A 25,029-nucleotide genomic window follows, 5' to 3' on the forward strand; every position below is an offset into this window, starting at 1 on the left:
GTGCATTACCTACGAAAATAGGGTAAAATTAACGGATCTAATTTTTAAAGATTTACGGAATTTTTACCGCACTTTACTCGAATTTATATTTTTCTATTTATAAGTTATAAGGCAACCATAATGCATCAAATCAATTTGTTTCGTCCAACACTTTTGGCATTAAGTCTTGCTTTTGCGAATTCTTACGCGCAAGCCTCAATGGTCCGTAATGATGTGGACTACCAATTCTTCCGCGATTTTGCTGAAAATAAAGGACAATTTTCAGTCGGTTCTAGCAATATTCCCGTTTTTAATAAACAAGGTCAGAAGATTGCAACTGTATTACCTAATTTACCTATGCCTGATTTACATGTGGCAAATAGGGTAAGTGGTATTGCAACCTTGTTTAATCCTCAGTATATCGCCAGTGTAAAACATAACTCAGGTTATGGTTCTGTACAATTTGGTGATAGTGGCAATAATTCAGATAGTCATTATTTTAATTATCTTATTACAGAGCGAAATAATCATAGCAGATTGGATTTTCACGCCCCTCGGTTACATAAATTAGTGACCGAAGTTGCACCGATACCTCTAAATAATATTGCTTTTGATAATGCTAAAAAAACAGGGCCACATAATGGCGCTTTTTTAGATAAAAATCGTTATCCGTACTTTGTACGAGTAGGTTCTGGACGTCAATATTTAAGAAGTAAAGATGGCAAGGAAAAAACGTCTTTAACCTCAGCATACAACTATCTTACAGGTGGTATACCACTTACACCGCGCTCATCAATGGATAATTGGGTGTTATTCAATGGTGATATTTATGATGGATTAGCAACTTATGGTTTGCCTGGTGATAGTGGCTCACCACTATTTGCTTATGATGCTAAAGAGAAACGCTGGGTATTAGCAGCGGTGTTATCTACTTTTGCAAATTATGATCGCACAGAGAACATTTATACGATTATTCAACCTGATGTCATAGCACAAGCTTTTCAGAACGATGAGATTCAGATTCCATTTCGTGCCAAAGAGATTCAATGGTGGAATTTAGGTAATGGCGATAGTGTATTAAAAAATGGTACTGAAAATATTCATTTAGCATTAGAAAGTTCATCTAAAAAATCATTAGATCAAAATACGCAACGCCCTTCTTTAGATAACGGTAAGACTATTCATTTCCAAGGTGGTGATGGTTCAACTCTAATCCTTAAAGATAGTATTAACCAAGGTGCGGGGGCTTTATACTTCAATCAAAATGCCATTGTTCGCGCAGAAAATAATGATACGACTTGGCTAGGAGCGGGAATTGTCGTCAACGGTGATAAAACAGTTCATTGGCGTGTAAAAAATCCTATTAATGACCGCCTTTCAAAATTAGGTTCAGGCACACTTTATATTGATGGGCAAGGCAAAAACCTAGGTGATATTAGTGTAGGCGATGGAACTGTAGTACTTGATCAAAAGCCGTTTAATGGACAGCAGCAAGCTTTTAATCAAGTTGGGATAACAAGTGGCCGAGGAACGGTTATTCTTGCCAATAATAAGCAGGTCAATCCAGACAATATTTACTTTGGTTTCCGAGGTGGGCGATTAGATGTTAATGGAAATTCGCTTACTTTTCATCGTATTCAAAATACTGATGACGGTGCAAAAATTGTCAATAATCACCGCACTTACGCCGCTGAAATTAATGTAATTGGTCGTAATGATGTAACAGCTCAAAACATAGAATGGGTAAAGTGGGGAGAGGAACCAACCACTTCATTTGCGCTTTATGAATATAAAAACATCCACAGAAATAACCGATTAGATTATTTCCGTCTAAAAGATGGGAAAAATCCTCGAGCTTATTTCCCTTTGGATATGACAACCGCCAATGATTGGGAATTTTTAGGTAACGACAAACAAAAAGTTATAAGAAACGCGGTCGAAAAAGAAAATTCGAAAAAACGTTTAGATACGTTTAGTGGTTTCCTTGGCGAGTATGATTCTCAACGTTATAACGGTGCGTTAACGTTTAATTACAACCCTAACTATTACAATAGTGTGCTTGTATTGAACGGCGGTACGAATTTAAATGGTAATTTAAACGTATCAGCAGGGCACTTAGTACTTTCAGGCATTCCTACTCCTCACGCTTATGATCATTTAAACAAAAAAGAAGTTATAGATGAAAATAGTTGGATTAATCGCCAATTCAAAGCGCGTGAATTTAATGTTTCAGGCAATGCAAAACTAGAAAGTAGTCGTAATGTAAGCTTACTAGAAGGAAATTTCAACGCTCGACATCAAGCCCAAATTCAGCTAGGTTTTACCCAAGGTAAATCCAATGAATGCATTCGTGCATCTTATACAGGTTACACAGCTTGTTCTGAGAATAAGACTTTAGGGCATTTAGCTTTTAATAGTATGCCTGTTACAGTTGTATTCGGTAACATTGATTTAAAAAATAATAGCCAGCTTAATTTAGGTAAAGCGCATTTAGTTGGGCGTATTAATGCAGCCCCTACGACACAAATTTACTTACAACCTAATAGCCAGTGGTCACTCAACGGAAATAGTACAGTAGGAAATTTAGAGCTTTTACCTAATAGCCAGATCACATTAAATGCCAATTATGATGATGTAAATAAAAACTATCGTGGTTGGATTCAATTTAATGAGTTAACAATTAATGGCAAATTGACAGGGAATGGTCACTTCCGTTTCTTAACGAATGTGGCGGAACGTAGAGGCGATCATATTACAGTAAATGGGCTTGCCTCGGGTTCTTATATCCTTTCTGTAAAAAATACGGGTAAAGAACCTAATGAAGTAAATCCATTAAGCCTTGTTAAATTAAATCATCCAAATCAGCGAATAGGGCAAGCTCGCTTTGCGCTTGAAAATGGTTATATTGATTTAGGGGCATATCGTTATATTCTAGCTAATCGCAACAATGACTATCGACTATATAACCCATTGCGTGAGGCTGAACAGTCTTTTCAAGGTAACGAGCAACTTATTGCAAATAGTCAGCGTGAATTTGAGAAAGTGCACCAATTACTTAATCAAAAACAACAAGAGCTAAATCGATTAAATGCTCAATACGAGGATGTGAAAGCAAAAGAAAATACTTATAAATCACATGTTGCACGATTGCTTTCAGATATAAACCAAACCAATAATCAAATTGATAATGCTTTTAATGAATACAATCGTACGCCTCGTATCCGTTTTATTAAACGTCGACGATTATATGAGCAATTTACGCAATATAAGTCTAAATTAGAAAATCAACGTAATGAATATCGCAACCTTAATTCTCAAGCAAATTATTATACGCAACAAGTATCTTCGGTACTTAATGGTGTTAATTCGATAAAAAATGAAGTTAATTCACTTTCATCTCAACAAGGTAATTTGCAAGCAGAATTAAATCGTTTACAAGTGGGTTATGCAAATAAAATTGCACAAGCGCAAAAACTTTGCACAGCCCAAGGGCTTTCATCTGATGTATGTCGAAAAGTTGCTAAAGTCGCAAATAATAGTGATCTAGTGGCTTTTGAAGCGGAACTTGATGCAAATATTGAACAAGTAGAATTTGCTCAACAAGCATTAGAACATGCTAAAGCATCAGGTGATGAAAGTGCGGTTCATTTTGCGCAAGAAAATTTAGATCAAGCTATACGTTCTCTCGTTAATGCGCTTGAAGATACTTATGCAACTTTAGGTGATATTAATCATTTCTTAGGTGAGATACCTGAAGATGTGGCAATACCTGTACAGGCTCAATTGATCAGTCGTTATTCCAATACGGCTTTATCAGAGCTTTCTTCAAACGTTAATTCGGTATTACAAATTGGACGAAATTTAGATCGTCATTTATTAAGCCAAGATAAATCGAATGTTTGGGTGAATACGGAAGCAAGTCAGAGAACTTATCGCTCCGACTATAATCGACCATATAAGCAAAATTTAACTTTAACTCAAATCGGTGTAGCACAGGCATTAAATTCGACCATACAAATTGGTGCGCTGCTTTCTCATTCTCGTGCGAATAATGAGTTTGATGAAAATGTATCGGGTACAAGCCGACTAACAGGCATAAATGGTTTTGTTAAAGGTGAGTGGAATAATGGTGTCTTTGCAAGTTTTGACTTAGGTTATGGACGCAGCCGTAACAATGTAAAATTTGACGAAGAAAACCAAACGTTCCACCGTAATATTTTGAGTGCAGGCGGAAATATTGGGGCTTCTTTGGACTCGGGAATTCACGTCACACCTTCAGTTGGTATGCGCTACTACCGTCTATCTAGCACAAACTACCAATTAGATGGTGCCAATATCAACAGTAAAACGTTACATTTAACTACTTACCGAGCAGGTATAATGTTAGATAAAACCTTTGATATAAATGGTGTAAAATTCACCCCAAGTTTCTCAAGCAACTACTATGATGCCACTCAACAAAAACTTGCCCTTGATGGTATATTAAGTGTCAATGATGTTGCATTAAAACAACAATTCGGGCGTTATTTTACTCATGAACTTAGTTTTAATGCGCAGATGAAACAGTGGAATATTAGCACAAATGTTGGAATACTTAAGGGCTCTGATGTGGCACCACAGAAATTTGCTTCATTAAAGGTCGGTTTTACTTGGTAGCGTTATCTAGTAAATAAAAAAAGTACGGCTATGTTTTGCCGTACTTTTTTATTAGTAGTAGTAAACAAACTCTATCCATAATAAGAATATAAACGCAACATCACACTTTTATATTAGTTCTGCAGCAATCTTTCTCGCTAAATGATCAATTTCCAATACATCGTCAATATATTGAATAGATTGCGGTGTAATCTTCTCAATAGTACGCTCATTAATTTTTGCAATATCCATAAAGCTAATTTGACGCTCTAAAAATGCTTGTACGGCAATTTCATTAGCTGCATTCATTGCTGTTGTCGCATATTGACCTGCAGCAAAGGCATCAATAGCGAGTTTTAAATTTGGATAGCGATTAAAATCAGGTTCAATAAAGGTCAGCTCTTTAATTTTAAAGAAGTCGAGAGGTTCTACTCCGGCAAAAGTGCGGTGAGGGTATGCCATAGTTTCTGCAATTGGTGTACGCATATCTGGATTTCCCATTTGAGCAATGACTGAGCCGTCAATATAACGTACCATAGAATGAATAATTGATTGTGGATGAATAATGACTTCCATTTCTTCCGCACTTGCATTGAAAAGCCAGCGAGCCTCAATGTATTCCAAGCCCTTATTCATCATTGTAGCTGAATCGACAGAGATTTTTTTACCCATAGACCAATTAGGGTGCGCAACTGCTTGTTCTGGTGTGATACTAGCAAACTGTTCGAGTGGTATGTAACGAAATGGCCCGCCAGAACCGGTGAGTATAATTTTACTTACACCTAATTCAGAAAGTGGGCAAAAACCGATTTTTTCTTGTGCTTCTGGCGGTAATGATTGAAAAATAGCATTATGTTCACTATCTACTGGTAAAAGCTTCGCACCATAGTTTTTTACGGCATCAATAAAAAGCTGTCCGCAGGTTACCAGAGATTCTTTATTTGCCAGTAATACCCTTTTACCAGTCTTAACTGCTGAAAGAGTCGGTAACAATCCTGCTGCACCAACAATCGATGCCATTATCTGATCGGCATCTGGATGTGCAGCAAGTTCACAAATAGCTTGTTGTCCTGCCAACACTTCTGTTGGAATATGATGTGCAATTAATTTCTCACGTAAAATTTTAGCCGCATTTACATCATCAAGAGCCGCAAAGTGCGGTCGGAATTTTACGCATTGTTCAAACATTGCTTCTACATTTTTTCCGCCTACGAGTGCAAATGCATGATATTTCTGAGGGTTATTTTCGATAACTGAAAGGGTACTCTTACCGATCGATCCCGTTGAACCAAGAATGACAATGTTTTGTTTTTGCATAGAATCTTTACCGCACTTTTGTTGATTATATTTTCATTGGTACGTCTAAATTCGCATACCTAATAAAATAAAGGCAGACAAAACTGTCTGCCTTTCGCATTTTTTATGATTAGAAATCCATTAATTCTTTTTCTTTATCCGCTAATACTTCATCTACTTTTTTAATGTAAATATCTGTGATTTTTTGGATTTCTTCTTCTGCTTTATGTTGTTCGTTTTCGCTAATTTCTTTGTCTTTTAATAATGCTTTGATTTTATCATTCGCATCACGACGCACATTACGAACCGCAACTTTACCTTGTTCACCTTCGCCTTTTACAATTTTGATTAAATCGCGACGACGTTCTTCTGTTAATGGCGGAAGTGGAACACGGATTGTGGTACCCGCTGAAGATGGGTTTAAACCTAAATCTGAGGTTAAAATTGCTTTTTCTACCGCAGAAATTAAAGAACGATCAAAAACAGTTACAGCTAAAGTACGTGCATCTTCTGCCACTACGTTTGCTAATTGGCGAAGTGGCGTCGCTGCACCATAATACTCCACTTGAATTGCATCAAGTAGACTTGGTTGTGCACGACCTGTACGGATTTTCGAAATATGGCCTTTTAATGCTTCAAGGCTTTTTTCCATACGATCTTGAGCATCTTTTTTAATTTGGTTAAGCATTGCATTGTCCTTTTAATTGACGAAAGTTAAAACGCAGTGATTTTACTGGATTTTTGTCAATTTTTGAATACATTTATCAGCTTGAAAACAGATAAAAAATGACCGCACTTCAGTCACCCAAAGTGCGGTTAATATTTTTAGTATTTTTAATTAAGCTTTAGGGCCAGCTGCAATTAAAGCTTTGCCTTCTTCGTTAGTCGCATATTTAACAAAGTTTTTCACAAAGCGGCCTGCTAAGTCTTCAGCTTTTGATTGCCATTGTGCCTTATCTGCGTAAGTATCACGAGGATCTAGGATTGCAGAATCTACACCTGGTAATGCTTTAGGAATTGCTAAGTTGAAGATTGGCAATTCGCCCATTTCAGCTTTTTCAATTGAGCCATCTAAGATTGCATCAATAATTCCGCGAGTATCTTTGATTGAGATACGTTTGCCTGTACCATTCCAACCAGTATTCACTAAGTAAGCTTCAGCACCGGCTGCTTGCATACGTTTTACTAACACTTCTGCATATTGAGTTGGGTGAAGGGTTAAGAACGCTGCACCGAAACATGCTGAGAAAGTTGGAGTTGGTTCAGTAATACCACGTTCAGTACCTGCTAATTTTGCAGTGAAACCTGATAAGAAGTAGTATTTAGTTTGTTCTGGTGTCAATTTAGATACTGGTGGTAATACGCCAAATGCATCTGCAGTTAAGAAAATAACTTTAGTTGCGTGACCAGCACGAGAAACTGGTTTTACAATGTTATCGATGTGATAAATTGGATAAGACACGCGGGTATTTTCTGTTTTTGAACCATCATCGAAATCAACAGAACCATCTGCACGAACAACCACGTTTTCTAATAATGCATCGCGACGGATAGCGCGGTAAATATCAGGTTCATTTTCTTCTGAAAGGTGAATGGTTTTCGCATAGCAACCACCTTCAAAGTTAAAGATACCCACATCATCCCAACCGTGTTCATCGTCACCGATTAATTCACGTTTTGGATCGGTTGAAAGTGTTGTTTTACCTGTACCAGATAAGCCGAAGAAGATAGCTACATCGCCATCTTTACCAACGTTAGCTGAGCAGTGCATTGCACCTACACCTTTAAGTGGTAGGAAGTAGTTCATCATTGAGAACATACCTTTTTTCATTTCACCGCCGTACCAAGTACCACCGATTAATTGAATGCGCTCAGTTAAGTTGAAGGCAACGAAGTTTTCTGAATTTAAACCTTGTTCTTTCCAGTTTGGATTGGTTACTTTAGAACCGTTCATTACAACGAAATCTGGTTCAAAATTTTTGAGTTGTTCTTCAGTTGGGCGAATAAACATATTCTTCACAAAGTGTGCTTGCCATGCAACTTCAGTGACAATACGTACTGCAATACGGTCGTGTTCGCTAGCGCCACAGAAGCCATCAACCACAAATAAGCGTTTACGAGAAAGTTGGTTAGTCACCAAGTCTTTTAAACTTTGCCATGTAGCTTGATTCATTGGTTTGTTGTCATTTTTTGCTGCTTCAGATGTCCACCAAACAGTATCTTTGGTTTTTTCATCTAACACGATATATTTATCTTTTGGTGAACGGCCAGTGAAGATACCAGTATCTACAGCTACTGCACCAGTCGTAGTTAAAGTACCTTTTTCAAAGCCTTCTAAACCTGGATTGGTTTCTTCTTCGAACAATTGCTCGTAACTTGGATTGTAGACAACTTCTTTTACGTCATAAATGCCTAGAGCTTCAAGTTCTTTTACTACTTTGTTTAAGTCTGTCATAAGTCACCTCTAATATTTAAGATTAAAATTTAACTGTCGCCTATTCTAAAGAATGTCAATGCAAAAAAATGTTAACTAGATCTCATTTTTGAAAAATTATAGCTCTTCATTACCTATTTTTAGGTGTATTGATGATGTAGATCAAAAATCCCGACATGGCGTCGGGATTGTTTTTAAAGTTTTGTTGATTTTAATTTTTCAATTGCTTCTTTATTAAAAAAGTAGTGTGTGCCACAGCACTCACATTGCATATCAATACTGCCTTTATGCTCGGCTAATATTTCGTCAATTTCTTCATCAGAGATGAGCAGTAATGCAGAACCAGAACGCTCAGCAGAGCAGCCACAGAAAAATTGTACATCTTGTGCTGGATAAAGATTGACGGTTTCTTCATGATACAAACGATAGAGTAACTCTTCTGCAGGGAGACCAAATAATTCTTCGTTTTTTATTGTTGCTGCGAGCGTAGTTAAATGCTCAAAATCTTCTGGTGTACCAGAACCATCAGGCATAATCTGTAATAGCATACCTGCTGCCACTGGTTTTCCTTCATATTCACCAGTACGAATAATTAATTGAGTTTGAAGCTGTTCTGAACGTACAAAATAATCTTCTAAGCATTCTGTGATCGTCGGTTTATCCAAGCTAATTACACCTTGATAGCGTTCGCCTTCTTTTGGTGCAATAGTAATGACCAATACGCCTTTACCAATCATATTATGCAGACTCATATTTTCAGTGATGTTGCCATCCACTCGAGCAAGGGCGCGGATTTGTTGTTGATCATTGCCATTTACTAATGCTAAGCGTAATGGACCATCGCCTTGAATTTGTACGGTGATATTGCCGTCAAATTTTAGTGTGGCAGTAAGCAAATTAGTCGCCACCATCATTTCACCCAATAAATCCTGTACTGCTTTAGGATAGTGATGGGTATTTAATGTATCAGTGAATGTTTTATTTAAGCGAACCCATTCCCCACGAACCGCACGATTTTGGAAAAGATAACGGTAAAGCTTGTCATTGTCTTGAATATGTTTTTCCTGTTCTGTCATTAACTATTTCTCATCGATAATACATTGAAAAATATGCGGTAATTTTGCATACTTCTATGAGTTTAAACCTTAATAACTATATCCTAGTCTCTAAAATTATTAAATTGGAATGGTTGACCTAATTCAGCGCCTTTAACAAGTTGAATGACTGCCTGTAAGTCATCGCGTGACTTACCTGTCACTCGCACTTGCTCACCTTGAATTTGAGTTTGAACTTTGATTTTAGAATCTTTTACTAATTTAGTAATTTTCTTCGCCATCTCTGTTTCAATACCCTGTTTAAGTTTGATTTCTTTACTGTAAAGTTTACCGTGGTGTTCGCTTTCTGCAGGAATATCTAAAGAACTGTGCTCAATACCACGTTTAATACAAGATCCAATTAAAATCTCAATTAATTGCTCAAGTTGGAAATCAGATTCTGTGGTGATTTTAATCGTTTCATTTTTTTCATTTAATTCAATTACCGCTTCTACACCACGAAAATCATAACGCGTGCTAAGCACTCGGTTTGCATTTTCCACTGCATTACGGACTTCATGTAAAGTAATTTCAGAAACAATATCAAAAGATGGCATAGTCTTCTCCCATTTTATTAAATTCGATCATTAGCACTTAAAAGGCATAAAAGTGCGGTTAAGTCGGCGAAGTTTACCACAATTTGCGCTTGTTGTTGCACTTTAGGTTTAGCATGGAATGCAACGCCTAACCCGGCTACATTCATCATTGCCAAGTCATTTGCCCCATCTCCGATAGCAATAGAATATTGTGAATCAATACCGTATTTCTCTAACAGACGTTGCAATGTTTTAGCTTTGTATTGGGCATCAACCACATCGCCTTTAACTAAGCCAGTGAGTTTTCCATCTTCAATATCAAATTGATTTGATGCAGCAAAATCAAGCTGCAATAAGGCTTTCAAATAATCCGCAAAATAAGTAAATCCGCCTGAAGCGATTGCGGTTTTCCAACCATATTTCTGTAAAGTCTCGATCGTTTCAACCAATCCAGGCATTAGCGGTAAATTCTCTCTAACTTGCTGCAAAATGCTTTCTGGCGCACCTTTTAATGTACCAACTCGACGACGCAAACTTTGCTCGAAATCTAATTCGCCTCTCATTGCGCTTTCCGTAATCGCAGAAACAAGTTCGCCAACACCCGCTAGTTTCGCAATTTCATCAATACACTCAATTTGAATAGCGGTAGAATCCATATCCATCACCAATAACCCAGCCTGAGACAATTTAGGGCTAAAATCTAATTTAGCAATATCCACTTCAACATCATGAGCAAAGTTAACGAAATCAACAAACCACTGGCCTTTCAATAAAACGACAATATTTTGCTCTACCATCCAAACATCAAAAATCTGAAAATTTTGACCGCACTTTTGTTGAAATTTTTCCAGATTAGTCATGTCCAACTTTGTGCCGTATAAGATAAAAGGTTCCCCATTCTGTATAGGCTCCTCGTTAACTAAAAGTGCGGTAGGAAATTGTGGGTATTTTTGTGTAATGCTTTCGAAACGTTGAATTTGCATAAAAATCCTGTAAATTGTGGCGACTGAAAAGATTTTAACCGATGTGAGTTGAAAAAGTGCAAATAATTAAAGAAAAACTAATCAAATCAACCATGCTTGCAACGATTATTGTGCTAAGCCTAACTGCACTTGGCGTTATCTTATTTGGTGTAAAACAATTTAAGCTAAGTTCACAATTTGCGAGCGTAAACCAAGTGGCGAATATCTCACATATTTTGGTTCGTCAACAAGCCAATTTATTTTCAGTTTTACTCACAAACAATGCTAAAACAGAGCAATTAACGGACAATCTTGATCAAATAGTCAAAGAAGACTTTATTTTAGATGCGAGCTTATATGATGGCGAAGGAAAATTACTGGCTCAAAGTCGCGAAATGCGCAATTCACCGGATGCAAACAATCAACAAATTGTAGAGCCACTTTACGCCCAAAGTGGCATTAAAGGATTTTTACGTGTCACCATTGATGCTCAATATACGCAATCTAACCAATCAAAAATCAATCAAATTTTTCATCAATTATATGGTGAACTCATTATTGTCTTTTTACTTGGCGCGGTGATGGCAAGCTCTATTCATTATTTTTTAAGTCACTATCGACGGACTTACCGCAAATCCAAAGAGAAAAAAAGTGCGGTAAATTTGAAAGCAAAATCGAGTAGCACGCGTTTTCACCAGCGTCGCCATAGAATTTGATTATTGTCACAAACTATTAAATTGAGTGCGGATTTTTGCTAAATTTCCTTCAGAAATAAGGTAGAATGCGCAAGATTATTTTTTCAAAGCGAATTATAACAGGAGAACAAAATGGCAACTCGTAGACAATTAGCCAATGCAATTCGTTTCTTATCAATGGATGCTGTGCAAAAAGCTAAATCTGGTCACCCTGGTGCACCGATGGGGATGGCGGATATCGCCGAAGTATTATGGCGCGACTTTTTAAAACACAATCCAACCAATCCTAAATGGGCTGACCGAGATCGTTTTGTACTTTCTAACGGCCATGGTTCTATGTTGATTTATAGCCTTTTGCATTTAACTGGCTATGATATTTCTATCGAAGATTTAAAACAATTCCGTCAATTACATTCTAAAACCCCTGGCCACCCAGAATATGGTTATGCACCAGGTGTGGAAACCACAACCGGTCCTTTAGGTCAAGGTATCACTAATGCAGTGGGTATGGCGATTGCTGAGAAAACCTTAGCAGGCCAATTTAACCGTGAAGGCCATGAAATCGTAGACCACCATACTTATGTGTTTTTAGGTGATGGCTGTTTAATGGAAGGGATTTCTCATGAAGCCTGCTCTTTAGCGGGAACATTAGGCCTAGGTAAATTAATCGCATTCTACGATGACAACAACATTTCAATTGATGGTCATGTAGATGGTTGGTTCAGCGATGATACCGCAGCACGCTTTGAAGCTTATGGCTGGCAAGTAATCCGTAATGTGGATGGCCATGATGCAGAACAAATTCGTCAGGCTGTTGTACTTGCACAATCAGAAAAAGAAAAACCGACTTTAATTATTTGTAAAACGATCATTGGTTTCGGTTCACCAAATAAATCAGCGTCACACGATTGTCACGGTGCACCATTAGGCGATGAAGAAATTGCATTGACCCGCAAAGCCTTAAACTGGGATTACGCACCATTTGAAATTCCGGCTGAATATTATGCTGAATGGTCTGCAAAAGAGAAAGGAGCTGCAGCAGAAAAATCTTGGGAAGAAAAATTTGCTGCTTATGCAAAAGCATATCCAGAACTTGCCGCAGAATTTACACGTCGTGTAAACGGTGAATTACCAGCAAACTGGGCGGCAGAATCTAAAGCGTTCATTGAAAAATTACAAGCAAATCCAGCGAGTATTGCAAGCCGTAAAGCATCACAAAATGCAATCGAAGCATATGCTCATGTGTTACCTGAATTCTTAGGTGGTTCTGCAGACTTAGCAAGCTCTAACTTAACGTTATGGAGTGGTTCTAAACCGATTCGTGCGCATGAAAACGTAGGTGGTAACTACATCAACTACGGTGTTCGTGAATTTGGTATGTCTGCCATTATGAACGGTATTGCCTTGCACGGCGGTTTCATTCCTTACGGCGCAACCTTCTTAATGTTCTACGAATATGCACACAATGCGGTGCGTATGGCTTCATTAATGAAACAACGCTCATTATTCGTTTATACTCACGACTCTATCGGTTTAGGTGAAGATGGTCCAACTCACCAACCTGTGGAACAAACTGCATCACTACGCTTAATTCCAAACCTTGAAACATGGCGCCCATGTGACCAAGTGGAATCAGCCATTGCATGGCAACAAGCGGTTGAACGTCAAGATGGTCCAAGTGCGTTAATTTTCACTCGTCAAAATCTTGCACAAATGGACCGCACTTCTGCACAATTAGATGCCGTTAAACGTGGCGCTTATGTATTAAAAGACTGCGAAGGTACACCTGAATTAATTTTCATCGCGACAGGTTCTGAAGTGGAATTAGCAGTGAAAGCAGCGGATGTATTAACCGGTGAAGGTAAAAAAGTACGTGTCGTTTCTATGCCAAGCACTAACCGTTTTGATAAACAAGATGCAGCGTACCGTGAAAGCGTATTACCTGCAGCAGTAACTAAACGTGTTGCGATTGAAGCGGGTATTGCCGACTTCTGGTATAAATACGTTGGCTTTGAAGGTCATGTGGTAGGCATGAATAGCTTCGGCGAATCAGCACCTGCTGATCAATTATTCAAACTCTTTGGTTTCACTGTTGAAAACGTGGTAGAGAAAGCGAAAGAGATTTTATAATTCCCTCATGATAAAAAGCGGTCAGCAAAAACTGGCCGCTTTTGATTTTCCTAAACTTCATATCAAATAGCAATATTTCCAAAATTATGTCAAAATTCATTGCATTTTGCGGATCGGTATTCATCATTTATTTTTGACCGCACTTTTAAGGAATCCACATGACTGTACCAACCTTATATCAGTGGCCTAAAGCCGAATTGATTTATCCTGATAGACCTAATAAATCTTATGCAGCAAAACGTTTACGTTATCGTCTTCGTTCACTCTTACATTGTTAAACAATAAAAAAATTTGAAGCCTTCGTTAATCAAACTCCAGTTCTGATTAGCTTGCTAACACAACGTCCCAATTATAGCTATCCCTTAGTTCATCGTTTTTTAGATAAACGTTTCAATACCCAAAAACGTTTATCAACCATTTGTGATAATTTTCTATTTGTACCACAAAAATTATCAAACCTATCTCCTTCTATTTTAGAAACCCCAATTTCTTTTGGTGAAATTATTCCTGATTTTGAATTGCTATTCATGCTAAGCAATCACCAACCAATGGAAGGTTTTTGGACATTAGAGTTACGTTATAAACCCACTGATACTGAAGTTTATCTACTCACATTTGGGAAGTTAGAGGAGGCATTGCTTATTTCTGTTGTGCAAGGCCCAAATTTTGAAGGCGCTAAAGAAATGGTAAAACAACTCACTAAAACTTGCCACGGATTACGCCCAGCCTATCTAATGGTTGAAATAATGAAATCGCTCACAAAAATATTAGGCTATGACAAACTTTATGGTATTCCTCAAAAATACCAAAACAAATCTCGCTTTGTTCAAAGTAAACATTTTGTGGTTGATTATGACGCCATATTTTCAGAAGCTGGTGGTGAACGAAAAAATTATTGGATGTTACCTCTTATTAGAGATACAAACCTAGACGATGTTCCAAGTAAAAAACGCTCAATGTATCGTAAACGTTATGCTATGTTAGATGAAATTGAAACCACACTTAAAAATAAACTTCAAATGTAAATCTTCCGTGCAGATCAATGTCTGCACCTATTTTTTCTATTGAAAAATTTTTCCTTTTCGTCATAAATTTATGCTATCGTAGCTGAGATTATTTATTCCATTTCATTTGAATAGGAGAGACTGATGACAACTCAATTAGATTCACTTCGTAATATGACCGTTGTGGTTGCTGATACTGGCGATATTGAGGCCATAAAAAAATACCAACCACAAGATGCAACAACTAACCCATCTTTAATTTTAAGTGCATCTGCCCTACCACAATATTCACCACTTATTGACGAAGCTGTTTCTTATGCAAAAGCACAAAGCAATGACAAATCCCAACAACTCATTGATGCAGAAGATAAATTAGCGGTAAACATTGGTTTAGAAATTTTAAAAATCGTTCCAGGACGTATTTCTACTGAAGTGGATGCCCGTCTTTCTTATGACACGCAAGCAACAGTTGAAAAAGCACGTAAATTAATTGCACTTTACAATGCTGCAGGTATTTCAAATGATCGAATTCTGATCAAAATTGCATCAACATGGCAAGGAATTCGTGCTGCAGAAATCCTTGAAAAAGAAGGCATCAACTGTAACTTAACCTTATTATTCTCTGAAGCTCAAGCTCGTGCTTGTGCAGAAGCAGGCGTTTACTTAATTTCTCCATTCGTAGGCCGTATTTTAGACTGGTACAAAGCAAACTCCGATAAAAAAGAATATGCGCCAGCAGAAGACCCAGGTGTTATTTCTGTTACCAAAATCTATAATTACTACAAAGAATATGGCTACAACACCGTTGTGATGGGCGCAAGCTTCCGTAATGTAGGTGAAATTACTGAACTTGCAGGTTGTGATCGTTTAACTATTGCTCCAGCATTACTGAAAGAATTACAAGAAAATTCAACCGCACTTGTACGCAAACTAGAATACAAAGGCGAAGTAAAAGCGAAACCACAACCATTAACAGAAGCTGAGTTCTACTGGCAACATAACAGCGATGCTATGGCTGTTGAAAAATTAGCAGATGGTATTCGTAAATTTGCTGTTGATCAAGAAAAATTGGAAACCATGCTTTCAGCAAAACTTTAGTTGCATGAAAGTGCTAACATATCTTTATGTCAAAACTCGCCATATATGGCGAGTTTTTTATTGAAAAATTAAAAATAAATTATTTCTGTATTGTTTCTTCTCTGTCTTGATGTAAATCATCCTCATCGATTAACAATTCTGCCGTTTCATCATTTAAAGCCTGAGCATCAGCATAAGGTTTAATAAAAGGTTTTGGCGTCCAATACTTTTTCACAATTTCATTAGAAAAACCATGCAGAACCTCCTCATTTAGACGTTCTTGATCCAATGCTCGCACTTCTTTAATGACTTCATCAGCCTCAATCTTATCAATGCCAAGTTTCATCAATGTTGCTTGGCTAAGCGCAATGGCGGATTCAAAAGTTTCACGCACAATAAAATCCACATCTTGCTTAATTAGGCTCACGGTCGTTTTTCTATCATAAGTGCGGGTTAAAATCGGCAAGTTTGGATAAGCCCCTTTAAGTTGGCTCACAATCGTTTCAATGCGATCTGTATCATTAATACCAATCACCACACATTTAGCTTTTTCAATTCCAGCGGCGTAAAGTACATCCAAACGAATACCATCACCATAATAGACTTTAAAACCAAATTTTGCCGCAGCACGGATATTTTCTATATTACGATCAATCACTGAAACGCTGATGCCACGGATTAATAATGTTTGACATACGATCTGGCTAAAACGCCCAAAACCAATTACAAGCACGTTATCTTCTAAATCATCAATAGGCGACAGATCGCTCGTATCTGGTTGAGTCACCGATTTTCTCTCTCCACATTGCGCTAATTTACGAGTAATTTGTGTAATAAATGGAGAAAACAACATGGAAATAATTACCGCTGCAGTAAAAGTAGCGTTTTCATGGTTGCTCATTACGCCTGCTGTTGTTGCGGCAGAGAAAAGTACGAAAGCAAATTCACCACCGTGCGCCAAGAGTGACATTCTTCCTACTGCTTCTCTATGTTCTAAGCGAGTGATTCGGGCAACGACATAAACGGAAAGCCCTTTGCCAATAATGTAAAGGAATACAATTCCGAGTAGTAATAACCAGTGATTAAACACTAACCTCAAATCCAATGACATACCCACGCCCATAAAAAACAGGCCAAGCAATAAACCACGAAATGGCTCGATATCCGCTTCTAATTGATGGCGGAACGAAGACTCTGACAGCATAACGCCCGCTACAAATGCCCCCATTGCCATTGAAAGTCCACCTATTTCCATGGCTAATGCCGCGCCAAGTACAACTAATAAAGCGGCTGCTGTCATCATCTCGCGAATATGTGCTTTAGAAATTAATCGGAATAACGGATTCATTAACCATTTACCCGCAACAATCAAGCCGATTACCGCGCCTAATGCTATGCCGATTGACATCCAATCGGTATGAGTGCTTTCTTCAGAATGAGGCGCAAGAAACGCCACTGATGCCAATAATGGTACAATAGCAATATCTTCAAAAATTAAAGTCGAAATAATTCGCTGACCTTTAGATGTGCTGGTAATACAACGTTCTTCCAAAGTTTGCATCACAATAGCAGTTGAAGAAAGTGTAAATCCCATGCCTGCTATAAACGCGACTTCTTTTGGTAAATCGAGCAAATAAATTCCAGCTAAAGTAAGTAATGCACCACAGCATCCCACTTGCAAAAAACCACGTACAAAAATTGCTTTTCTCATTGCCCAAAGGCGTTCAGGGTGCATTTCAAGACCAATAATAAATAAAAACATTACCACACCAAGTTCAGCCAAATGCACCACTGCAGCAGGATCTTGAATTATGCCAAATACAGAAGGCCCAATTAGACAACCAGCCACCAAATAACCTAACACACTACCAAGACCAAGGTGTTTAAATAGTGGTACAATGGTTACACTGGAAGCGAGTAAAATAACGGTTTTGATGAGTTCATGGTTAGCTAGATGCTCAATAGTATTCGACATAAAAACGCTCAATAAAACTGAAATGTAGCTTGTATTTTAGCCTGTTTTATTGAAATAAAGAACACATCAATTATCTAAACTTGCTATAATTCTTCACCACTTTTAACCGCACTTTTACTTATGACGTTACAATTTAATATCGTCGCCTTATTATTGGTGATTTTAATTATTCTCGGATTACTCAGCCATAATAGCGCAATCACAATTTCTGCTGCCGTCTTGCTCATTATGCAGCAAACTTTTTTATCACAGTATATTCCTTGGATCGATCAATATGGTTTAAAACTGGGAATTATGGTTTTAACCCTCGGTGTCCTCAGCCCTTTAGTGTCAGGGAAAATTCCATTGCCTGAACTTTCTGCCTTTATTCACTGGAAAATGTTTTCCTCTATCGGCGTTGGTATTTTTGTAGCCTGGCTTGCAGGCCAAGGTGTTGACTTAATGACAAATCAACCCGTTCTCGTCACAGGGCTTATGATTGGTACGGTTATCGGCGTATCTTTCTTTGGTGGCATACCCGTTGGTCCACTTATTGCTGCAGGTATATTAGCTTTACTTTTAGGGAAAATTTAAATGAAAAACAAATACCTTACTCTTGCCGCTTTAAGCGGATTCTTCTGCGTCGCACTAGGCGCATTTGCAGCTCATGGCTTAAGCCATGTATTAGAAGCCAAAGCATTATCATGGATTGATACGGGTTTAAAATATCAAATGTTCCATACTATTACAGTACTTGCCGTTGCATTATCTGCTTTACGTGACAAAAAATTCGCCCGATTATCCATGTCTTCTTGGTTAATTGGAACCTTATTATTTAGTGGAAGTTTATACGCCCTCGCTTTCGGAGCAAGCAATGTAATCGTGTGGATTACGCCTATTGGCGGGACTTTATTTTTAATCGGATGGATTAGCTTAGCTTACGGAAGTTTCAAAAGTAAATCGCTATGAAAAACAGATCGGTAAAACACACATTAACTCCTTTACAACAATCTCTTTTTTCTCAATTAAATGACATCATGCTGGTGGATAAACGTCGTTTATCCGCCCGCATTCATGGTATTGGAAAAATTAAAAGCCAAGAGGCTCAACAAGCTGTTGCCGCTGAAATCCAACTGCAGATTGAACAGGCTCAATTACGTGTAGAAAATCGTAAAAGTGCGGTTAAACATCCGATTGTTTTTCCAGAGAGTTTGCCGGTTAGCCAACGCAAAGCAGAAATTCAAAAACTGCTTTCTGAACATCAGGTCATTGTGGTAGCAGGGGAAACCGGTTCGGGTAAAACCACGCAGTTGCCGAAAATGTGTTTGGAATTAGGTTTCGGCAATTTGGGCATGATTGGTCATACTCAACCACGCCGTATTGCCGCGCGTTCTGTGGCTGCGCGTATTGCGGAAGAACTGGAAACGGAGCTTGGCGGTTTAGTTGGTTATAAGGTTCGTTTTAACGATCTGATTAGCGATAACACCCAAATCAAGTTGATGACGGACGGGATTTTGCTGGCTGAAATTCAAACGGATCGTTTCCTCAATCAATATTCCTGCCTGATTATTGATGAAGCACACGAACGTAGCTTGAACAACGATTTTATTCTCGGTTATCTGAAACAGCTTCTGCCACGTCGTCCGGACTTAAAAGTCATTATCACCTCCGCCACCATTGATGTGGAACGTTTTTCTAAACATTTTAATAACGCGCCGATTATCGAAGTGTCGGGCAGAACCTATCCTGTTGAAGTGCGTTATCGTCCCGTAGTGGAAGAAGACGATCAAGATCAGCTACAAGGCATTCTCAATGCGGTGGATGAACTGCAAGCAGAAGGTCGAGGCGATATTTTGATCTTTATGAACGGCGAGCGAGAAATTCGCGATACGGCCGAAGCTTTACAAAAACAAAATCTAAAACACACGGAAATTCTACCGCTCTTTGCTCGCTTGTCTGCGCAAGAACAGAATAAAATTTTCCATCCAAGCGGATTAAATCGTATTGTATTAGCCACCAACGTGGCGGAAACCTCATTAACCGTGCCAGGCATTAAATATGTGATTGATCCAGGTACAGCACGCATTTCTCGTTATAGTTACCGCACCAAAGTACAACGCTTGCCTATTGAGCCGATTTCACAGGCCTCCGCCAATCAGCGGAAAGGGCGTTGCGGACGGGTGAGCGAAGGCATTTGTATTCGTCTTTATTCGGAAGATGATTTTAATTCTCGTCCGGAGTTTACCGATCCTGAAATTCTACGCACCAATTTAGCCTCCGTTATTTTGCAAATGACGGCATTGGGTTTGGATGATATTGAAGCTTTCCCGTTTGTTGATGCGCCGGATAAACGGCATATTCAAGATGGTGTGAAGTTGTTGGAAGAGTTGGGGGCGTTTGAAACCATTCAAACCAAATCGTGTGAAAAACGTCGATTAACAAGAATCGGTCGCCAACTTGCCCAACTTCCAGTCGATCCACGCCTTGCTAAAATGCTTCTAAGTGCGGTCGATTTTGGCAGCGTTTATGAAATGATGATCATCGTCTCTGCGTTATCCATTCAAGATCCGCGTGAACGTCCAACAGAAAAACAACAGGCTTCCGATGAAAAACATCGCCGCTTTGCCGATAAAAAATCGGACTTCTTGGCGTTCTTGAATCTTTGGAATTATGTACAAGAACAGCAAAAAGCATTGACGAAAAACCAATTCCGCCGTCAGTGCCAAAAGGATTTTTTAAATTATCTGCGCATTCGCGAATGGCAGGATATTTATCAACAAATTCGCCTTGCCGTGCGTGAAATGGGCTTGCCGATTAATTCCGAAAAAGCAGAATATCAGCAAATTCATACCGCACTTTTAAGCGGCTTGCTTTCTCATATCGGTTTAAAAGAAGCGGAGAAACAACAATATCTTGGTGCACGTAATGCCCATTTTGCAATTTTCCCCAATTCTGTGCTTTTCAAAAAACAACCGAAATGGGTGATGGCAGCAGAGTTAGTGGAAACCTCCAAACTTTGGGGGCGTATGGTAGCGGAAATCGAGCCGGAATGGATTGAGCCACTTGCTGAGCATTTAACGAAAAAATCCTATTCTGAACCTCGTTGGTCGAAATCTCGTGGGGCGGTGATTGCAGATGAAAAAGTCACGCTTTACGGTGTGCCGATTGTGGCTGCGCGACCAGTGAATTACAGTTCTATTGATCCAACGGTGAGTCGCGAGATCTTTATTCAATCAGCCTTAGTGGAAGGGGATTGGAACACAAAGCACAAATTCTTCAAACAAAATCAGCAGCTGATTCGAGAAGTTGAGGAACTGGAACATAAAAGTCGCCGCCGCGATATTTTGGTGGACGAGCGCACTTTATTTGAGTTTTACGATCAGCGTATTAGCACTGACGTGGTGTCGCAAAAACATTTTGATACCTGGTGGAAAAAGGCGGAAAAACAAGATCCCGAGCTGCTTAATTTTGAACGCTCATTCTTGATTAATGATGATGCTGAACAGGTGAGCAAGTTGGATTTCCCGAATTTCTGGCATCAAGGCAATTTAAAACTCAAATTAACTTATCAATTTGAACCGGGTACCGATGCGGACGGGGTGACGGTTCATATTCCGTTGCCATTGGTCAACCAAGTGGAAATGACCGGCTTTGATTGGCAAATTCCAGGCTTGCGTGAAGAGCTGGTGATTGCGCTTATTAAATCTCTGCCGAAATCTTATCGCCGGAACTTTGTGCCTGCACCTAATTACGCCCAAGCCTTTTTAAGTCGAGCCGTGCCATTGGAGAAACCGTTATTAGATACGCTAATTTATGAATTACGTCGCATGACGGGCGTCACCGTAGAGGCGGAACATTGGAATTGGGAACAAATTCCAAGCCATTTGAAAATGACGTTCCGTGTGGTGGATGAAAATGGCAAGAAAATTGCCGAATCCATGAATTTGGACGAGCTGAAATTTAACTTAAAAGATCGTGTACAGGAAAGTATTTCTGCTGTGGCACATGATGGTATTGAGCAAAGCGGGCTGCATATTTGGAGTTTTGCAGATTTACCACAATGTTACGAACAAAAACAGCGTGGTTTTAGCGTCAAAGCGTTCCCGGCCATCGTAGATGAAAAAGATGCGGTAGGTATTAAACTGTTTGAAACAGAGCTTGAGCAAGCAGTGGCAATGCAACAAGGTTTGCGCCGCTTGTTGCTACTCAATGTACCGTCTCCGATTAAATATCTACATGAAAAATTGCCGAATAAAGCCAAATTGGGGCTGTATTTTACCCCGTTTGGTCGCGTGTTAGATTTAATTGATGACTGCATCGCTTGTGCCGTGGATAAACTGATTGCCGATTTTGGTGGTTTTGTGTGGGATGAAGCAGGCTTTGAAAAATTGCGTGATTTCGTTCGAGAAAACCTTAACGAAGTGACCGTGGATATTGCGCAGAAAGTGGAGCAAATCCTATCCCTTAACCATGCCTTAAACCAACGTTTAAAAGGCAAAATGGATTTCACTATGGCATTCGCATTATCCGACATCAAATCACAACTTTCAGGCTTGGTGTATCCAGGTTTTGTACAAAAGAGCGGTTACAATCGTCTACCAGATTTACAGCGTTATCTGCAAGCCGTTGATAAACGTATTGATAAACTGGCTCAAGATGTAAATCGAGATCGTGCAGCGATGCTACGCGTGGAACAAGTACAACAAGCCTACCAACAGCTTCTTGCCAAATTACCGAAATCTAAACCGATTTCTGATGAAGTTGCGGAAATTCGTTATATGATCGAGGAATTACGTGTGAACTTATTTGCGCAGCAATTAGGAACGAAGTATCAGATATCAGATAAAAGAATTTTGAATATAATGAGAGAAATATAAATAAAGATACTCATAGAAATAATATAAACAATATGTAATCACTCTATTTTACTGAATTACAATCTTACTATCCAAATAGTACCTATCTGGAAATATAGTTCATTTATTTAATTAGAAAACCTATTTAACATAATAACTATCCGATAAATACCATTCTACTGTTTTACGAAGTCCTTGTTCAAAGGTTATTTGTGGTTGCCAACCTAATTCTGCATGAATTTTAGAACAATCCAATGAATATCGCACATCATGACCAGGTCGGTCTTTTACAAAAGTCATTAAATCTTCGTAATACTTAATGTGATTAGGCTTATTTGGTGCAAGTTCTTCGAGTAATTGACAAATTGTTTTAACCACTTCAAGGTTTGTTTTTTCACAATTTCCACCAATATTATAGTTTTCTCCGACTAGACCTTTTGTCAAAACTAAATATAAAGCTTGAACATGATCTTCCACAAATAACCAATCACGAATCTGCTGCCCATCACCATAAATTGGCAAAGGCTTTCCCATCACAGCATTTGAAATCATTAAAGGGATAAGTTTTTCAGCATGCTGATAAGCCCCATAGTTATTAGAACTGTTTGTGATAATCACCGGCAAACCATAAGTGCGATGCCAAGCGTGAACCAAATGGTCACTTGCTGCTTTTGAGGCGGAATAAGGACTACTCGGATGATAAGGGGAATGTTCAGTAAAGGCCGGTTCAGAAAAGGATAAATCCCCATACACTTCATCTGTAGAAATATGATGGAATCGAAAGGTCGTTTTTTTAGCTTTGTCTAAGGTATGCCAATAATTCTTAACAACCTCTAACAATGTATAAGTACCAACAATATTGGTTTGAATAAAATCAGCTGCTCCCGTAATAGAACGATCGACATGACTTTCTGCCGCCAAATGCATCACTGCATCCGGCTGATATTTCTCAAAAACACTTTCTATCGCCTTAAGATCACAAATATCAACTTGCTCAAAAGTATAGCGAGGGTTATTTTCTACCTCTTTCAAAGCTGACTGATTTGCTGCATAAGTTAGTTTATCAATATTGATAACAGAATCTTGAGTATGGTTAATGATATATCGAATAAGGGCGGAACCGATGAAGCCAGAACCGCCGGTGATTAAGAGTTTTTTTATCATTTTTTATAAGAGAAAGTACCCTATGTACCTATAACTAGGTTATAGAAACTATATAGTAAAAATGAAAACCTTACTTCTTTCATCATAAAACCTCTCCAATTATGAAGTATATTTAACTCGCAATGACATAAATGGTTTTTCAACAACATTAAAAGTTAAAAAAGCAATCATAATGACAATTGGTACCTTCCATATAAAAGCAATAAATAGGTCAATTAATGTAGTTGGAGGTGAATACGAAAATATTCTATCAAGGATTTCATCAAGCATCCCAATGATAGGTAGATGTAATAAATAAATTGAAAAGCTTAACTCACCTAACCTTGCCAAAACATTATCTAAGATCTTAGAATTAAACAGACTCATAGATAAATAAGAAATAATCACTCCCCCCCAACATATAGCTTCAATAGTAAAGGATAAGAAACTTCTTTTACCAAAACTTAGCGATAATATTAGCAATGATAAGATTAATAACAATAGTGATATAACGTTATTATTTTTTATAGATTGAACTAATCTTGTTTTATATATTATTGCAAATAACATTCCTATAAGAAATTGATCTAAACGACCAATAATAGAGTGATATAAATTAGAATAAATTGCCCCTCCTTTTAGAACGACCAGATTGAATTTAATCAATACTATTAATAATATAAGACCAAGTAAGTACTTGACACCAAATCTAGATAAGAATAAAGCAAGAAAAGGAAATAACAGATAAAATTGGAATTCGACACCAATCGTCCAAATTGGTCCGCTCGGGTAAAACTGGTGCCCCCACCCTGTATATTCATGTCCAGTGTTAAGCTGCAATGTTAATATCCTAAAAATATCCATGGGTGTGGAAGTTTGTCGACTTGCTGTAATTACAACAAAGACTAACAGAACCATCATAGGAAATATTCTTAATATACGATTATAAATAAATCCTGAATACTTGATTTTCTTATGACCTAAATCGCTAATTAAACAGAAGAGGAACCCCGTTAATACCAAAAACAAACTTACGCCAGCTGAACCATTAAAAATCCAGTTTTTGATAAAACCGCTCAATGAAGAAAAAGCCCCTAACAAGCCAGTATCTTCAGGTAGAAGATTGATATTACCTTTCATATGGACAAGAACAACAAGTAGAGCAGCAAAGAATCGTAAATGATCTAAGCGTGTTATATAATTAAGATTTAATGATTTCACTTTTATTTTCCCG

The 25,029-nt window shown here is 38.2% G+C and carries 16 protein-coding genes and 1 pseudogene; 8 read left to right on the plus strand and 9 right to left on the minus strand.

Going from position 1 to position 25,029, the window contains the following annotated elements:
• Positions 1–120 precede the first annotated feature (120 nt).
• Positions 121–4,635, plus strand: coding sequence for a S6 family peptidase (locus KP710_RS05405; protein WP_140450228.1), 4,515 nt, complete (start codon positions 121–123; stop codon positions 4,633–4,635).
• 108 nt (positions 4,636–4,743) lie between these two features.
• Here KP710_RS05405 and ispC read toward each other — a convergent pair whose 3' ends face one another.
• The 6 genes from ispC to serB form a co-directional block, all read right to left on the minus strand.
• On the minus strand, positions 4,744–5,931 hold the full coding sequence (ispC, locus tag KP710_RS05410; RefSeq protein ID WP_111407660.1) for a 1-deoxy-D-xylulose-5-phosphate reductoisomerase: 1,188 nt from the start codon (positions 5,929–5,931) through the stop codon (positions 4,744–4,746).
• Between the two features lie 109 nt (positions 5,932–6,040).
• Positions 6,041–6,598, minus strand: coding sequence for a ribosome recycling factor (gene frr / locus KP710_RS05415; RefSeq protein ID WP_005632773.1), 558 nt, complete (start codon positions 6,596–6,598; stop codon positions 6,041–6,043).
• 150 nt (positions 6,599–6,748) lie between these two features.
• Positions 6,749–8,365 (minus strand): phosphoenolpyruvate carboxykinase (ATP), encoded by a 1,617-nt coding sequence (gene pckA, locus KP710_RS05420; RefSeq protein ID WP_046939458.1) that lies wholly within the window; start codon positions 8,363–8,365, stop codon positions 6,749–6,751.
• A 173-nt stretch (positions 8,366–8,538) separates the two neighbouring features.
• A complete protein-coding gene (gene hslO / locus KP710_RS05425) occupies positions 8,539–9,420 on the minus strand; it encodes an Hsp33 family molecular chaperone HslO (RefSeq protein WP_111407661.1) in 882 nt (293 codons plus the stop codon).
• Between the two features lie 83 nt (positions 9,421–9,503).
• Positions 9,504–9,995: a YajQ family cyclic di-GMP-binding protein gene (locus KP710_RS05430; RefSeq protein WP_005629625.1), complete on the minus strand. Its 492-nt coding sequence runs from the start codon at positions 9,993–9,995 to the stop codon at positions 9,504–9,506.
• Positions 9,996–10,012: 17 nt separating this feature from the next.
• Complete coding sequence (serB, locus tag KP710_RS05435; protein ID WP_111407662.1) at positions 10,013–10,957, minus strand: phosphoserine phosphatase; 945 nt, start codon at positions 10,955–10,957, stop codon at positions 10,013–10,015.
• A 56-nt stretch (positions 10,958–11,013) separates the two neighbouring features.
• Here serB and KP710_RS05440 point away from each other — a divergent pair, with 56 nt between their 5' ends.
• The 4 genes and pseudogenes from KP710_RS05440 to tal all read left to right on the plus strand — a co-directional run bounded on the left by KP710_RS05440 (position 11,014) and on the right by tal (position 15,863).
• Positions 11,014–11,652, plus strand: coding sequence for a YtjB family periplasmic protein (locus tag KP710_RS05440; RefSeq protein ID WP_111407663.1), 639 nt, complete (start codon positions 11,014–11,016; stop codon positions 11,650–11,652).
• A 111-nt stretch (positions 11,653–11,763) separates the two neighbouring features.
• The gene (gene tkt, locus KP710_RS05445; RefSeq protein ID WP_111407664.1) at positions 11,764–13,761 is read left to right on the plus strand and encodes a transketolase; all 1,998 of its coding nucleotides are present in this window, start codon (positions 11,764–11,766) and stop codon (positions 13,759–13,761) included.
• A gap of 158 nt (positions 13,762–13,919) precedes the next feature.
• A pseudogene (locus KP710_RS05450) lies at positions 13,920–14,786 on the plus strand (VirK/YbjX family protein).
• A gap of 123 nt (positions 14,787–14,909) precedes the next feature.
• Positions 14,910–15,863, plus strand: coding sequence for a transaldolase (tal, locus tag KP710_RS05455; protein ID WP_065265422.1), 954 nt, complete (start codon positions 14,910–14,912; stop codon positions 15,861–15,863).
• 79 nt (positions 15,864–15,942) lie between these two features.
• On the opposite strand, the gene KP710_RS05460 is transcribed toward tal, so the two are convergent.
• Positions 15,943–17,805, minus strand: a complete 1,863-nt coding sequence (locus tag KP710_RS05460; protein ID WP_215770996.1) for a monovalent cation:proton antiporter-2 (CPA2) family protein — start codon at positions 17,803–17,805, stop codon at positions 15,943–15,945.
• A 132-nt stretch (positions 17,806–17,937) separates the two neighbouring features.
• On the opposite strand from KP710_RS05460, the gene KP710_RS05465 reads away from it, so the two are divergent.
• Genes KP710_RS05465 through hrpA form a run of 3 tightly spaced genes read left to right on the plus strand, consistent with a single transcriptional unit; the run spans position 17,938 to position 22,673 of the window.
• Entirely contained in the window at positions 17,938–18,390 is a 453-nt protein-coding gene (locus tag KP710_RS05465; protein WP_106013946.1) for a DUF441 domain-containing protein, read from the plus strand.
• Positions 18,391–18,765, plus strand: a complete 375-nt coding sequence (locus KP710_RS05470) for a DUF423 domain-containing protein (RefSeq protein WP_106013945.1) — start codon at positions 18,391–18,393, stop codon at positions 18,763–18,765.
• The gene (gene hrpA / locus KP710_RS05475) at positions 18,762–22,673 is read left to right on the plus strand and encodes an ATP-dependent RNA helicase HrpA (RefSeq protein ID WP_111407665.1); all 3,912 of its coding nucleotides are present in this window, start codon (positions 18,762–18,764) and stop codon (positions 22,671–22,673) included. The genes KP710_RS05470 and hrpA overlap by 4 nt, the downstream gene beginning before the upstream one ends.
• A 120-nt stretch (positions 22,674–22,793) precedes the next feature.
• Here hrpA and rfbB read toward each other — a convergent pair whose 3' ends face one another.
• Both rfbB and KP710_RS05485 read right to left on the minus strand, forming a co-directional pair.
• Complete coding sequence (gene rfbB / locus KP710_RS05480) at positions 22,794–23,816, minus strand: dTDP-glucose 4,6-dehydratase (RefSeq protein ID WP_111407666.1); 1,023 nt, start codon at positions 23,814–23,816, stop codon at positions 22,794–22,796.
• A 99-nt stretch (positions 23,817–23,915) separates the two neighbouring features.
• Positions 23,916–25,016 carry an acyltransferase family protein gene (locus KP710_RS05485; RefSeq protein ID WP_111407667.1) on the minus strand — a complete coding sequence of 367 codons (1,101 nt, stop codon included), beginning with the start codon at positions 25,014–25,016 and terminating at the stop codon, positions 23,916–23,918.
• Positions 25,017–25,029 lie beyond the last annotated feature (13 nt).

Origin of the sequence: Haemophilus sp. SZY H35, assembly GCF_018829705.1 — a bacterium.
In the GTDB taxonomy this organism is placed as follows: domain Bacteria; phylum Pseudomonadota; class Gammaproteobacteria; order Enterobacterales; family Pasteurellaceae; genus Haemophilus; species Haemophilus haemolyticus_K.